Raw genomic sequence first — 12,211 nt, 5'->3', positions numbered from 1 at the left:
AAGATACGCCCGCTTCAATGGCGAGGTCATTGGTTAACCAGTCTGGGAAATCGAGCGTGAATGTGCGAACACTATCCGTGTCTTCGACTGAGGCAATCTTGGCAACGCTTGTACAATTGTCGCAAACACAGGATCCCCCCTCATCCCGTTGACATCACTCGCTAGGTCGCAGTCGATCCTGGCAGGCCGTCGAGGGATATAGCTCGCATCAGACGGTCGCATACGGGGCCAGGGGGTCGCCTCTGATCGAGTTGATCCAGGGGAGGGCATGCATTTCGCAGTTGAGCACGCGGGTCGCCTAACACTTTTTGGATGGTCCACGATCCGCTCGCCGTCGGCGGCGGACATCGTTCGTCCGCTATCCTCCAACCCGCCAGACAGCCAATCGATCCAGAGCCGACCGTCGGGGTTGAGCATCACTCGCCTGGGGACGAGTCAGTCTGCTGGGCATCCTCCGGGATTTCTTGCCGCAGTTTCGGCCCTTGATTGAGCCGGCGGCCCAATGCGGCAAGGAAATTATCATAACGCGCTCCGGCCTGTGCTCTCGCGGCCTTGGCGGCGGGTTCGGGGAGTGATGGTGTTGTCGTGAGCCAGAAGCGGATGAAGAGAGCGATAGTCTCGACCGAAATCCCGACATCCCGCTCAAGGCGCGCGATCCGGCGGTCGATCTGGTCAAGACGCTTGGCAGTAGCAGCCTCTCGCCGTTCATCGGCGTCCGGCGACAGAAAGGAAGCGATCGCGGCTTCCGCGATAAGCGACAGCGACTGCTCGCGCCGGGCGGCGTAGGCCGATAGCGCCTTCATGACATCAGGATCGAGATAGACCGACAGCTGAGCCTTCTTTTTTGTCCCGATCATGGCTACCTCACAATCCGAGATCGTCGCCGGGATCGAGGGAGGCTTGGCGCGCCACGCCCTGCATCATGTCGTTCATGCGCCTGATCCGCGGGACATCTTCATCGAGCTCATCCACGAGGTCCGAAGCGAACTCGTTCTCGAGTGGTTCCTTATTCTCCACCGTGTCTCGATCGAGTTCCGGCTGCTGCCTGCGGTCGGCGGCCTTTGGATCTTCGTCATCCGTCTGGTCGTCGTTCAACGTCTCCAATGCCCTTGGGCGCGGCGGCAATGGCCTTGAGCTCCAATCGTCCAACCGGCCGCCATTGGATTTCGTCAGCATCGGCGGCGCCATGATGCGCTCCTGGAAACGTCTATCTTCGTAATAGCGCGCCTTCTTCGCCCGAATCGGATGGAGGCCCGACATCATGACGATCTCGTCGGAGGGCGGGAGCTGCATCATCTCGCCGGGCGTGAGCAGCGGGCGGGCGGTCTCGGACCGCGACACCATGAGGTGGCCCAGCCAAGGCGCCAGCCGGCTGCCGGCATAGTTCTTCATCGCCTTCATCTCGGTCGCCGTGCCGAGCGCGTCGCTCACGCGCTTTGCGGTGCGCTCGTCGTTGGTCGCAAAGCTGACCCGGACGTGGCAGTTGTCAAGGATCGAGTTGTTGGGCCCGTAGGCCTTCTCGATCTGGTTCAGCGACTGAGCAATCAGGAAACTCTTGATGCCGTATCCGGCCATGAAGGCCAGCGCAGACTCGAAGAAGTCGAGCCGGCCGAGCGCCGGGAATTCGTCGAGCATCAGGAGGAGCCGGCGCCGGCCGGCCTTGGCTTGCAGATCCTCGGTCAAGCGGCGGCCTATCTGGTTGAGGATCAGACGGATCAGCGGCTTGGTGCGATTGATGTCGGAGGGCGGCACGACAAGGTACAGCGTGGTCGCTCGCTCTCCGCCAACGATATCGGTAATCCGCCAGTCGCAGCACCGCGTCACCTCCGCCACCACGGGATCTCGGTAAAGGCCCAGGAACGACATGGCGGTGCTCAAGACACCGGAGCGTTCGTTGCCGGACTTGTTCAGCAACTCGCGGGCAGCGGACGCGACGACGGGATGAACACCGGCCTCGCCGAGATGCGCGGTTCGCATCATTGCGGCAAGCGTCGTCTCAATGGGCCGCTTGGGATCGGACAAGAAGGCTGCGACACCGGCGAGCGTCTTGTCTTCCTCGGCATAGAGGACGTGGAGGATCGCGCCGACCAGCAGGGCGTGACTGGTTTTCTCCCAATGGTTCCGCTTCTCGAGGCTGCCCTCCGGGTCGACCAGAATGTCGGCAATGTTCTGGACGTCGCGCACCTCCCACTCGCCGCGGCGCACCTCGAGCAACGGGTTATAGGCCGACGACTTCGCGTTGGTCGGATCGAACAGAAGGACACGGCCGTGTCGGGCGCGAAAGCCGGCAGTGAGCTGCCAGTTCTCCCCCTTGAGGTCGTGGACGATAGCCGAGCCCGGCCACGTCAAGAGCGAAGGGATGACGAGGCCGACGCCCTTGCCCGATCGCGTGGGTGCGAAGCACAGGACATGCTCCGGTCCATCATGGCGAAGATAGGTGCGCTCGAACCGGCCGAGCACCACGCCGTCGGGTCCAAGCAATCCAGCCTGCTCGATCTCCTTTGCCTTCGCCCACCGCGCGGACCCATAAGTCTCGGCATTCTTCGCTTCGCGGGCGCGCCAGACCGACATACCGATCGCGACCGCCGCAGCGATGATGCCGCCGGATGCCGCGATGAAGGCGCCCTCGGTGAAGATTGAGGGCGCGTAAGCATCGTAGGCATACCACCACCAGAAGAAGGCAGGCGGAAGGTAGAACGGAAAATGGAGCAGCTCGAACCAGGGCTGCCCGAGCTGCGGCTGAAAGCCGAGGCGCCAAGCCGTCCATTCCGTCGCGGCCCAGATCGTGAGCAGGACGATGCCGAAGACCATGATGACCTGCCCCCAAAGAATCTTGGTCGCCGACATGGCGGCCGCCCTCTCCTGACGTCGGTGATTGGAAGGATCACTCACAAGCCGAGCCCCCGGTTGCGCCCAAAACCCCAATCGATGCCGCCATCCGCGCGCGCGACGCCAGAGACATGCCGGCCGAGCTGTTTATCGAGTGAGGGCGTCCAAGGCACGAGCTGGAAGCCGAGACCGTCGTCGATCATGGCGAAGCGGCCGGAGGCGAGCGCGAAGCGCTGCCGATAGGTGCCTGCCACATACTCGCCGCTAGCCGACGGGTTGAACGGCTGACCGGTCTCGGCGGCGAGCTGCTTGCCGAGATCCTCTAACTCCCGACGGCGCAGCGTGCCGATAAGGTTTTTCGCGAACACCAGTCCACGCGCCTGGCGTTCGGCGAGCCCCTGCCCGATGAGCTGCTCGGGCCGCCGTTCCATAGCGTCGCGGACCTCGGCGCCGAAGCCGCCCTGGCCAAGCGCCACAGGGTCGCGCGCGACGGCCTGCCGATCGAGCCATGTCGCGCCGCTCGCGGTCACCTGCGCTTCGATCGAGAGATCGGAGCGGACGGCAAGCGCCACGCGACGCTGCCCTCTTGCGTCATCGAATTTGCGAAGCTCGACGATTGAGCCTGGCGCGCTGTCGCCGGCAGCGTCGAGGTCGGGCAGCCGGATGTGGTGGGTGCGGCCGTCGACCCCGTCGACCACGGCATAGGCGGTCGCCTTGAGCTCGTCGTCGAGACCGCGATCAACGAGACGCCCGATGACGGGGACGTCAAGATTTTCGCCTGATAACACGTAACTCGCGCTCCCGCGCTCGATGCCGCGTTCGGTCAAGCTGCGGTGGATACGCTTGATGATGTCGCCGCGTTCGCCGAGCTCGCGCAAGGTCGTTTCGGCGGCCTCGTCCATGGACCATTGGCCGGGCCCGAGTTGATGAGCGAGGCCAAGACTTTCCAAGTGTCGCAGCCGGCCAACCTTCAACGCATGGAATTGATCGGGCTGCTGCTCGGGACGCGGCGCAAGGTCGATAACACCGTGCTGGTTTGCATCGCGAACAAGCTGGCGATCGAGCTGCGTCCAGCGCTCGGCTCCGATCTGGCTCTCGAGCGAGCGACGAATGTCGAGATCGGAGCGCAGTCCAAGTTCCTGGGTGACCAGGTCCTGGGCGCGGGCGCGCATCCCTTCCTTGATGTAGTCGCGGGAGATGACGAGGTCTTGGCCGTCCTCTGCGACGCCGCGCACGATGATGTGGACGTGGGGGTGCTGGGTGTTCCAGTGATCGACCCCCACCCAGTCGAGCTTGGTACCCAGATCCACTTCCATCTGGCCGACCAATTCGCGGGCGAAACCCTTGAGGTCGGCCATGTCAGGCGCGTCCTCGGGGGAGACGATGAAGCGGAAATGGTGGCGGTCATTCTGACAGCGCTCGGCGAAGGCCTTGGGATCGGCATCCTCGGTGCCCGGGCCGAACAGGTGGGCCTTCTCCCCGTCCCGGGTCACGCCTTCGCGCCGGAGATAGCCGAGATGCGTCGCGAGCGGCGCCGACCTCGCCCTGTGCCGGACGACCCGGGTCTTGATGGTCACCAGACGCGAGCGGCCGGTGAGCAGACGGTTTGCCCGCACGCTGGCGGCTCGGCCGCGGCCGAAGCGCGAATGACGGTGGCTGACGAGCTGGCCGGCTCGCGAAATGCCGCCGCCAGCGCGTTGAGCGGCGGCAAGCGCCTGGGCGATGAAGGGCTTGGCCCGCTGGCTCCTCGAGGAGCGGATGCGGCCGGGCCGTGGTTGAAAATCGCTGTCTTCAGCCATGGCCAGCCTCGACAATGTGCGGAATGCAGAATCCCTGCAACGGGTTGATAGTCGAGCGCACATTGCGCGCCGAAGCCGCACATTGCGGACCCGAGGAAAAATAGCAGCACAAACAACCAACCGACCGAGCCGCACATTGCGGCCTTTTATCTCGCCATCGTTCGGTCGGTACTCGCGGAAGCCCCCACTGTTTGCGAGTGTTTGCGATAGCGATCGTTACGCGAAGGGCCGAGACACCCGTAGGGTGGCTCGGTGAGGAGCGAAGCGACGAGTAGAGCGCGGGCCGAAGGCATCGCCCGTATGACTGTGTTGCAGCGTTTCGAATGCAAACCGAATGTTCGTCAAGGGGCGCCAGCGAACCTGGAAACTGACAGCTGATATCGCGAGCTGCCCGATGTGCAGCCGCCGCAACAAGGGTGCCTGCAGACGTACCGCGATCCGCGCATTGACGTTGAAGATGCCGTGCAGTCATTGCGATCGCCCCATGGCCGAGAGCGCGACGAACAGGCCCTCCGACTGCGGCGCAATCGCCGAAATATCGTGCACCGTAGTGCCGACTGAGCCGCCGTGCGCGGGTTGATCGAGCGCCGCTCGCGCGCCAGGGGACGGCCCGTCAGCGTGGTCGAAGAACAGCGGCGCCCGCGTCCAGGATGAACGAGAAGAAGCCGCGAGGAGAAGAGGTCCTGGCGCTCCCTCCGCGTCGACAAAAGGGACGATGGCCGCGACATAGGCTGTCGTCTCCGCGGGCAGTGGACGGTGTCTATCCCGAAACTCCTCGTAGCGGCCGGGACCTGCATTATAGGCCGCGAGAAAGCCCGGCGAGCCGTAACGGTCGTGCAGTTCGCGAAGAAAGGCGGCGCCGGCGAGGATGTTGTCACGGGGATCGAAGGGATCGCGCCCGAGACCATAGCGCGCGCGCATGTCCGCCCAAGTCTTGGGCATGAGTTGCATCAGGCCGAGTGCGCCTTTGGGTGAGACGGCACGCCGATCGCCATTGCTCTCGACCCGCATGACGGCTCGTATCCATGCAGCCGGAATGCCAAAGCGCTGCGCGGCCTCTGCCACATGAGATGCGTAGTGATCGCTCGCCGGTTGACTTCGTGCCGGTGCTCTCTGCCCGGACACTGCTGCCGTTGGCCCGCCAATCACCAGCAGGCCGGTAAGGAGGAGAACGGCAAGGCTCGCCCTGTCTCCGCCATCATGGCGAGGCGTCTTGCTGCCTACCGGCGGTGCGCACGGACCACCGGTTTGACCGCCGCTGTGCGTGGCGGCCGCCCGACGGTTGCGTGGACCCGAGTTATGAGAGGGCTTTTCCCCGAACAAGGGGGTGGACCGTTGATGCGCCTGGTTGGCGGCACGCGCGACAGGATCCTGCATGCAATCAGTCCCGCTCGGCGCGTTGGGGCTGACGATTCCAGTTCAGCGTCCAGGCCGCTTTGTCGTTGCCCGACTGGAAGAGATTTGCGCGGATCGGCCGCGGCAGCGCCGGGTCGTCGATGACGAGCGAAACGTAATCGCCGGCCTTCTCGCCGGTCCGCTTCCAACCTGCGCCGATCTCCGGGCCATCGGCATCGCCGAGGCGGATACGGTAGTCCGGCGCGTTCTCGGCATCCGAGGATTCGGCCGGGACGAGGGTGAGAATCCGCTCGAAGAACAGCGTTTCAACGCGACCGGTGAAGCCGGACTTATCGCGCGTGAACTGGCCGATTTGTGCCATGGGAAAGCTCCTGGGTTGCTGGGTTGGAAACGGGTCAATGAGTGGCGGCGCGCCAGACGAAACGGCCGTCGGCGGCTTCGTCCGTCCAAAGCGGGACTGCGCGCGCGACGATCGAGCTGACGGGGAGCGCGCCGAAATAGCGGCCGTCCAGGCTGTCTGGGACGGTCGGGTTCATGAGAAAGACCTCGCCCGGTTCGAGGGTATGGCAACCGCTCCAACGCGGCAGCGGACGGCCGCGATGATCGTGCTCGTGTGCGGCGCCGACATCGACAGCATCGACCGTGATGGCATCGCCCGACCGGCACACGGTTTGCCCGGGCAGCGCCATCACACGCTTCAGCAGCGGCAGACCTTTTGGAAGAAAGCCGCCATCGGCAAGGAAGCTGGCGATCGGTTCCGGCAGCCGTACCGCGACCAGTTCCAAGTCGCGCAGCTCTCCGAGCGGATGCAGCGCGTAGAGCCCTATTGGCGTGCTCGCGGTAGCGTTCCAAATCAGCCGCGGCGCAGGATGAACGAGGGCCAGGGCGCCGGCGACCAGCGCCGCAAGGTAGGTCAACATGAGATAGCCGAAGCGGGTCATGGCGTGACGCTCCGGCGCTTGAGCCAGGCGATATGCTGCTCGCGCGTGTAGGCGCGCGGCACATGGTCGGCGGCGAGACGGTTGTGGAGATGCCGCCAGTATTCGGGTGCGGCGTCAGCCGGATCGATGGAGAGCGCCTCGATGGCGTCGATGGCCTGCAACACGCGCTCGACCTTCGGCCAGCTATCAACGCGCAGCAGGATTTCGCCACCGGGGCGGACGAAGGGCAGCGTCTGATAGCGCTGCCCGGCTTCCACGGCACGCACGATGTCCATGCGCGACACCACGGTGCCATAGTCGTTCGATGCCCAGCGGACGAAGCCGAAGATGCTGCCCGGCTCAAAGCTCGAGATGCTGCGGCGACGGTCGAGAATCTTCTCCTCCGCGCGGCGGCCGAAGCGCAGCCAGTGCTCGATCCGCTTCTCGATCCAGGTCAGCTCGACATGGGTGAGCGCGACATCCCGTCGATGCGAGGGCGGCACTGCACGCGGCGGCAAGGCTTCATTGTCGTTCATGACGGTTCTCCGGGGCGTCAGCGGGGAACTCTCGCGCCAGCAATTCGCGCAGCATGTCGGCGACGGTCACGCCGCGCTGGAACGCGGCGACCTTGATGCGGCCGCGCAGCGTGGGCGTGACGTCAATCGTCAGGCGCGCGGTGAATGCGGCAGCATCATTCACGCTGCGTGGCGGCGTATCACTGGCTTTGATCCAGCTCTCGGCATCGCCCGGACGCGAGGCGAAGCCGCGTTTGATAGAGCGGTCGCTCATGGCGCGAACCTCGCAACTTCTGCCGCGAGCGCGGCGATCTCGCGGGCGGCGGCGCTCTGCTCGACGAACTCGAAGACGAGCCGTCCGGACTGAGCGGCGTCGGCGAAGACAACGCGTTGGCCGATGGTGCTGGCGAGCACCGGCGGATCGTGGTCGGCGAGAGTTTCGGCAGTCTCGCGGGCGATGATCGTGCGCGCGCCGCAGCGGTTGAGCACAAAGCGAGCAGGAAGCTGCGGACGATAGATGCGAGCCTCTCGCAGCAGAGCGAGCATCTCGGCCGAGGCCCAGCCGTCGAATGGCGACGGCTGCACGGGGATCAACACGAGATCCGCCGCCAGCAGCGCCGAACGCATCAGTCCCGCGACGCGCGGCGGTCCGTCAATGACGACATGATCGGCGGTGCGTGCGATTTCCGGCGCCTCGCGGTGGAGCGTATCGCGCGCGAGGCCAACGACGCCGAATAGCCGTGCGACATTCTCCCGCGCACGCTGCTGCGACCAGTCCAATGCGGAGCCCTGGGGGTCAGCGTCGATCAGCGTCACGCGCTTTCCGCGCAGCGCCCATACGCCGGCGAGGTGCAGGGCGAGCGTGGTCTTGCCGACACCGCCTTTCTGGTTGAGCACGGCGACGATCATCGCATGCCTCCCGTCTTGCGACCTGAAAGCGGCAGAGATGGTTGGCTTGGGTGCTCGGTTGGCGGCTGAGCGCGGATGTCGGTGTTATCCGCAAGACGCGCGGCCCCACTACAACAGTTAGATTCTAAGTTAGACTCTAAGTTAGGGCAGGCGATCGTGTTTCCTGGCCAAAGCGTTAGCTGTGGTTTGCACTCCCGGAATCCCGATACCGGCACGCCCGGAGTCCCGATAGTGTGAACGCCCGAAGTCCCGAGCTGATTCACAGCGCCGTCCACAGGAGCTGTGAATGACTTCGATGGCAGGATGCGCAATAGCTCTCGGCGTTCCCTGCGTTCGATGCTCAGGCAGTAGCCTGGCAGCGGTTGACGTGCCGCGATCCGGCGGAGATCAAAGGCGAAGTCTGCAGGCTTGGCGAGGCTGCCGGATTTCTCATGGAGGTGTGCGACCTCGAACAGCCAACCTCTCGGCTGGCGGCCAGCATGCTTGCGCGCGACGCGGTAGAGCCAGCGCTCGATCCCACCAGTCAGGCTGAAATAGGCCGGATCGATCGTGAGAACGAGTGAGCGATCGATGACGCCGCGATAGAGCCAGTCGGGAAGGACGAATTCCATTCCCTGCACCCGACCGTCGCGCGTCGCGCATTCCTCCCATTCGTTGATCCATGAGAACTGGTGGCGCCGCCAATGCTCCCCCTGCCGGATGCTGGTGCGGATGACGGTCGCCTGCAGGCGGGCCAATGCCCCCTTCAAGAGCTTGTAGTCGCGGGCGCCGGTCTGCCGGCCGACTGCGGTCAGAAGCTGGTAGGGTGTGAAGCGCAGGAAGCGCGAGGTCTTCAGACCGAGGTTCTCGGCCTCGACAATCTGGCTCGCCGCCCAAATCAGCACGTCGGCATCCCAAATGGTCGCCATACCGTGCTCAGGAACTGCATAGACTTCGACACACACGTCGCCGGTCTGGTAGAGGATCGGTCTTGTTCGCTTGGCCTTGGCGAGCGAAAAGAACGGGCGCTCCATCAGGTCGCGTTGATCACGCGGGCTGGCATCACCGGTGGCGACAACGAACGGGTCGAGCTTGCTTCGCTCGCTGGGTGTGATGAGGCGACGCGACGACATGACGAGCGTTGCCTTAGCGATGCGCGTTGCCGGCGGCGCGCGCTTCGAGGTAGCGCGGATCCGACGTTGAGCTGCAGGCGGCCTGATCGGCCCAGGCTTCGAGATCGCCGATGGCGTAGACAACGCGGCCGCCGAGCTTGCGAAAAGTCGGGCCATTGCCATGGCAGCGATATTTTTCAAGCGTGCGCGGCGAGATGCCGAGGAGGCGCGCGGCCTCGGGGGTGCGCACGTAACGGGTGGCGAGTTGCGCAGGCCTGTCGAGCATGGGAGATCTCCGTCTTGCCTCGAAGTGCCGCGGCCAAGTCGCGGCATGTCCGGGCCAGAGTGGCGGAGAGTTCAGGCGTTGGGGGTGGACGAAAATTGACGTACGTTTGTGTCCCCCCATCGTCGCAACCAGGCGAAGCCAGGCGTACTACCGGGGCGCAACTAACTCATCAGGTCGATGGCTTGAAGGAATCGGGGAGCCGATCAGAGGCCGCGTAGAAGTTTCAGATAGCCGCGCTCGACCAAAGCGATTGAATCGTGAATGAGCCGGTTCGCCTTGCGGCGGGCATGAGAATCCTTCCACTCGACCGAGCGGCGCTGAGCGTGGTCGGAGGCGAGCACCTTCGCTGCCACGTCTCGCGGGCCGCCACCCAGGTCGTGGACGTCGAAGGCGTGCAGGAGCTGAATCAGTCGCCGTTTCTGAAACGACGTCAGCCGCAGCGCCGCCGGGAGAAGACCGGTGCGCTGGCCGCTGAGGCGACGCACGAAGTGTAGCGCCACGTCGGCCCGCAGTTCGCCCATGCCGTCGAGCGGCACAAGCACGGCGGGACGGCGCGCGGCCTGCTCGTCGCGCAAACTGACATGGAGCTCACCCGAGCCGTCGGCGACAACCAGCTCGCGACCGTCAGCATCTGTCCGCCCGACGATCGACAGTCCGAAAGCGTTGCGATCAATCGAATGAACGGTCTCGAAGTCCGGCGGCGCGGGCGTCAGGATCAATGTTCCCGGTGATGCCTCGGGCAGCCAAATGGCTGGTTCGGGCCAAACCGGAGAGGCGGGGTCATGGGCGACACCGCAACCTCCATCGACGTGCGAAACTGGTTCGGATGGTGTTGGGATCGGATTCGCCGCGCGCGATCTGTCGCTCAGTGCGGGCGAAGTCGCGGCGGTAGTCGGCATTGCGACGAAGGAATTCGAGGGCAAAACCCGGGCGCTCAAGACGATTCAGGCGTTCGATGGTCTCCGGCGAGCGCCAGTACTGGGTCGGCATGGTCTGTCTTCTCGTCTTTTTGTTCTGTGCCCCGCACCACGATCCCTAAAGACGCTACAAGAGACCAGACCCGGAGGTTGCATCACGCGAGATCGCAATTTGCGTGATTGGGGCGCAAATCACTGCATCCGCGGTTCCAAAAGGCCCTGATATCCGGCTTCCACCATCCATCGCGCGCGGGCGAGATGGCTATCATGGACATTTTTGGCACGATCTGGTTCGCGCGTGGGGTCGAGGCCGAAGATCACGCTGACCACCTCGCGCCAGTCGGCGCCCTCCTCTTCGGCCATCAACAACCGAACGTAGATAGCAAGATGTTTCTCGTCATAGGCGTTGACGCGATCCGTTATTGGCGGCCGGTCCTGGAATGGCGCGCCGTTCATTGCAATTGCCCCTCAGCATTGATGCAGCGATTAGAATTCATCTAAGCTCCAGAACTTTGCAAGCTGGGAAATCGTCACACTCGAATTGTGCCGTGATGCGCAGATCGCATCGCGGCGCTCCCCGGAAGCGGCACACCAGGGCCTAGCCAGACGATATGAATAGCACAGTGACGCACGAATCGGAACGATCGTTCCTGGAACGATCATTCCGATGTGAGTTCCCTTGTTGCCATGGATCTCAAGGAGGTCATGGCGGTCAATCTGCGTCGGATACGTCATGTGAAGAAAATGACGCAGGAAGAGTTGGCCGATGGCGCTGGACTAAGCGTCCGTTACGTCGGCGCAATTGAACGCGCAGATGTGTCGGCCAGCGTGACCGTGCTTGGCCGAATCGCGGAGGCGCTCGGCGTCGAAGCAACCGATCTCGTCAAGCGAACGACGGTTCATTCCCATCGGGCTCGATGACGCGACAATTTTGTGCCCCACCGCAACACCGGCACGTCGTGAATCAACTCCGCATTGCCTCACGCATAAGTTGATAGTCGGCTTTACGTAAATCTGATCTGTCTCCAAAGCGCATGCCTAGTTCAGAAACGGACGAGCATGCTGGGGAGATGGAGTAGGCCTCATGACTCTGTACGAGCACTTGCCAGCCGACATTCGCGAGACAGTGGATGCTCTGGTCACGGAACTCAGGCCGCAACCTTGGCCAACGCGGTTCTTTGCGCTGATTGGCCTGCTCGGAGAGAAGTTGGAGGCGCGGCGCGAGGCGGAGCCGTGGCATCTGATCCAACAGTGGACCGGCATAGTGACGGCAACGATGGAGCACTTGCTCCCCGACAGTTCGGTTGTCGAATGCCTGGGACTGATGAGCATTAGTTTCAACGACCAGTGGCGCGCTCAGGCGCTTGGCCAGATCGAACGGGATCCCACAGTGCTGGATCGTCTCGTCGCCATTTGTCCGGACTGGGAAGACATCGTCGAGAGCGTGATCGAGGCCAACCAAAGACGTCCAATCAAATCGGCACGCGGCCGCTGATCGGCATCGGTTACGCCCTTGCCGCTTGCGCCGTCACGGCAAACGAGGTGCCTTCGCGCTTCCTCAGCGTGGCGGTGCCCCGCCCGGGCCAGCC

The 12,211-nt window shown here is 63.9% G+C and carries 16 protein-coding genes and 1 pseudogene; 2 read left to right on the top strand and 15 right to left on the bottom strand.

Annotated features, from left to right (window positions below):
* Positions 1 to 318: 318 nt before the first annotated feature.
* The 15 genes and pseudogenes from IQ16_RS46775 to IQ16_RS35295 form a co-directional block, all read right to left on the bottom strand.
* Positions 319 to 420: pseudogene (locus tag IQ16_RS46775) on the bottom strand (P-type conjugative transfer ATPase TrbB); the annotation flags it as partial.
* Positions 417 to 857: a ribbon-helix-helix protein, CopG family gene (locus IQ16_RS35355; RefSeq protein ID WP_011082874.1), complete on the bottom strand. Its 441-nt coding sequence runs from the start codon at positions 855 to 857 to the stop codon at positions 417 to 419. The pseudogene IQ16_RS46775 and the gene IQ16_RS35355, both read right to left, overlap by 4 nt.
* Before the next feature lie 7 nt (positions 858 to 864).
* Entirely contained in the window at positions 865 to 2,847 is a 1,983-nt protein-coding gene (locus tag IQ16_RS35350; protein WP_018269525.1) for a conjugal transfer protein TraG, read from the bottom strand.
* Positions 2,848 to 2,888: 41 nt separating this feature from the next.
* On the bottom strand, positions 2,889 to 4,628 hold the full coding sequence (locus IQ16_RS35345) for a relaxase/mobilization nuclease domain-containing protein (protein WP_018269524.1): 1,740 nt from the start codon (positions 4,626 to 4,628) through the stop codon (positions 2,889 to 2,891).
* A 468-nt stretch (positions 4,629 to 5,096) separates the two neighbouring features.
* Entirely contained in the window at positions 5,097 to 6,005 is a 909-nt protein-coding gene (locus tag IQ16_RS35340; RefSeq protein ID WP_011082877.1) for a lytic transglycosylase domain-containing protein, read from the bottom strand.
* A 4-nt stretch (positions 6,006 to 6,009) separates the two neighbouring features.
* A complete protein-coding gene (locus tag IQ16_RS35335) occupies positions 6,010 to 6,345 on the bottom strand; it encodes a DUF736 domain-containing protein (RefSeq protein WP_011082878.1) in 336 nt (111 codons plus the stop codon).
* A 34-nt stretch (positions 6,346 to 6,379) separates the two neighbouring features.
* Positions 6,380 to 6,925 (bottom strand): S26 family signal peptidase, encoded by a 546-nt coding sequence (locus IQ16_RS35330; RefSeq protein WP_011082879.1) that lies wholly within the window; start codon positions 6,923 to 6,925, stop codon positions 6,380 to 6,382.
* A complete protein-coding gene (locus tag IQ16_RS35325; protein ID WP_011082880.1) occupies positions 6,922 to 7,440 on the bottom strand; it encodes a DUF2840 domain-containing protein in 519 nt (172 codons plus the stop codon). The genes IQ16_RS35330 and IQ16_RS35325 overlap by 4 nt, the downstream gene beginning before the upstream one ends.
* Positions 7,427 to 7,693 carry a ribbon-helix-helix protein gene (locus IQ16_RS35320; RefSeq protein ID WP_011082881.1) on the bottom strand — a complete coding sequence of 89 codons (267 nt, stop codon included), beginning with the start codon at positions 7,691 to 7,693 and terminating at the stop codon, positions 7,427 to 7,429. Before IQ16_RS35320 ends, IQ16_RS35325 begins: the two co-directional genes overlap by 14 nt.
* A complete protein-coding gene (gene parA / locus IQ16_RS35315) occupies positions 7,690 to 8,328 on the bottom strand; it encodes a ParA family partition ATPase (protein ID WP_011082882.1) in 639 nt (212 codons plus the stop codon). Before parA ends, IQ16_RS35320 begins: the two co-directional genes overlap by 4 nt.
* Positions 8,325 to 9,440: a replication initiator protein A gene (locus IQ16_RS35310; RefSeq protein WP_014490269.1), complete on the bottom strand. Its 1,116-nt coding sequence runs from the start codon at positions 9,438 to 9,440 to the stop codon at positions 8,325 to 8,327. The genes parA and IQ16_RS35310 overlap by 4 nt, the downstream gene beginning before the upstream one ends.
* A 13-nt stretch (positions 9,441 to 9,453) precedes the next feature.
* On the bottom strand, positions 9,454 to 9,705 hold the full coding sequence (locus tag IQ16_RS35305; RefSeq protein ID WP_014490270.1) for a helix-turn-helix transcriptional regulator: 252 nt from the start codon (positions 9,703 to 9,705) through the stop codon (positions 9,454 to 9,456).
* Between the two features lie 203 nt (positions 9,706 to 9,908).
* Positions 9,909 to 10,424: a DUF2285 domain-containing protein gene (locus IQ16_RS35300; protein WP_014490271.1), complete on the bottom strand. Its 516-nt coding sequence runs from the start codon at positions 10,422 to 10,424 to the stop codon at positions 9,909 to 9,911.
* Between the two features lie 61 nt (positions 10,425 to 10,485).
* Positions 10,486 to 10,695, bottom strand: coding sequence for a transcriptional regulator domain-containing protein (locus tag IQ16_RS45985; protein WP_014490272.1), 210 nt, complete (start codon positions 10,693 to 10,695; stop codon positions 10,486 to 10,488).
* 119 nt (positions 10,696 to 10,814) lie between these two features.
* A complete protein-coding gene (locus IQ16_RS35295; RefSeq protein ID WP_011082886.1) occupies positions 10,815 to 11,078 on the bottom strand; it encodes a hypothetical protein in 264 nt (87 codons plus the stop codon).
* A 231-nt stretch (positions 11,079 to 11,309) separates the two neighbouring features.
* On the opposite strand from IQ16_RS35295, the gene IQ16_RS35290 reads away from it, so the two are divergent.
* Both IQ16_RS35290 and IQ16_RS35285 read left to right on the top strand, forming a co-directional pair.
* Positions 11,310 to 11,543, top strand: a complete 234-nt coding sequence (locus tag IQ16_RS35290) for a helix-turn-helix domain-containing protein (protein WP_016841283.1) — start codon at positions 11,310 to 11,312, stop codon at positions 11,541 to 11,543.
* A gap of 163 nt (positions 11,544 to 11,706) precedes the next feature.
* Complete coding sequence (locus IQ16_RS35285) at positions 11,707 to 12,117, top strand: hypothetical protein (RefSeq protein WP_011082888.1); 411 nt, start codon at positions 11,707 to 11,709, stop codon at positions 12,115 to 12,117.
* Positions 12,118 to 12,211: the final 94 nt, after the last annotated feature.

This window comes from Bradyrhizobium huanghuaihaiense (assembly GCF_007830635.1).
Classification (GTDB): domain Bacteria; phylum Pseudomonadota; class Alphaproteobacteria; order Rhizobiales; family Xanthobacteraceae; genus Bradyrhizobium; species Bradyrhizobium huanghuaihaiense.
This window is presented reverse-complemented; position numbering and strand designations above follow the sequence as displayed.

Bases quoted from the DNA above. Each gene is read 5' to 3' on its own strand.
- IQ16_RS35355 (WP_011082874.1), bottom strand. From the start codon at position 857: ATGATCGGGACAAAAAAGAAGGCTCAGCTGTCGGTCTATCTCGATCCT.
- IQ16_RS35350 (WP_018269525.1), bottom strand. From the start codon at position 2,847: ATGTCGGCGACCAAGATTCTTTGGGGGCAGGTCATCATGGTCTTCGGC.
- IQ16_RS35345 (WP_018269524.1), bottom strand. From the start codon at position 4,628: ATGGCTGAAGACAGCGATTTTCAACCACGGCCCGGCCGCATCCGCTCC.
- IQ16_RS35340 (WP_011082877.1), bottom strand. From the start codon at position 6,005: ATGCAGGATCCTGTCGCGCGTGCCGCCAACCAGGCGCATCAACGGTCC.
- IQ16_RS35335 (WP_011082878.1), bottom strand. From the start codon at position 6,345: ATGGCACAAATCGGCCAGTTCACGCGCGATAAGTCCGGCTTCACCGGT.
- IQ16_RS35330 (WP_011082879.1), bottom strand. From the start codon at position 6,925: ATGACCCGCTTCGGCTATCTCATGTTGACCTACCTTGCGGCGCTGGTC.
- IQ16_RS35325 (WP_011082880.1), bottom strand. From the start codon at position 7,440: ATGAACGACAATGAAGCCTTGCCGCCGCGTGCAGTGCCGCCCTCGCAT.
- IQ16_RS35320 (WP_011082881.1), bottom strand. From the start codon at position 7,693: ATGAGCGACCGCTCTATCAAACGCGGCTTCGCCTCGCGTCCGGGCGAT.
- parA (WP_011082882.1), bottom strand. From the start codon at position 8,328: ATGATCGTCGCCGTGCTCAACCAGAAAGGCGGTGTCGGCAAGACCACG.
- IQ16_RS35310 (WP_014490269.1), bottom strand. From the start codon at position 9,440: ATGTCGTCGCGTCGCCTCATCACACCCAGCGAGCGAAGCAAGCTCGAC.
- IQ16_RS35305 (WP_014490270.1), bottom strand. From the start codon at position 9,705: ATGCTCGACAGGCCTGCGCAACTCGCCACCCGTTACGTGCGCACCCCC.
- IQ16_RS45985 (WP_014490272.1), bottom strand. From the start codon at position 10,695: ATGCCGACCCAGTACTGGCGCTCGCCGGAGACCATCGAACGCCTGAAT.
- IQ16_RS35295 (WP_011082886.1), bottom strand. From the start codon at position 11,078: ATGAACGGCGCGCCATTCCAGGACCGGCCGCCAATAACGGATCGCGTC.
- IQ16_RS35290 (WP_016841283.1), top strand. From the start codon at position 11,310: ATGGATCTCAAGGAGGTCATGGCGGTCAATCTGCGTCGGATACGTCAT.
- IQ16_RS35285 (WP_011082888.1), top strand. From the start codon at position 11,707: ATGACTCTGTACGAGCACTTGCCAGCCGACATTCGCGAGACAGTGGAT.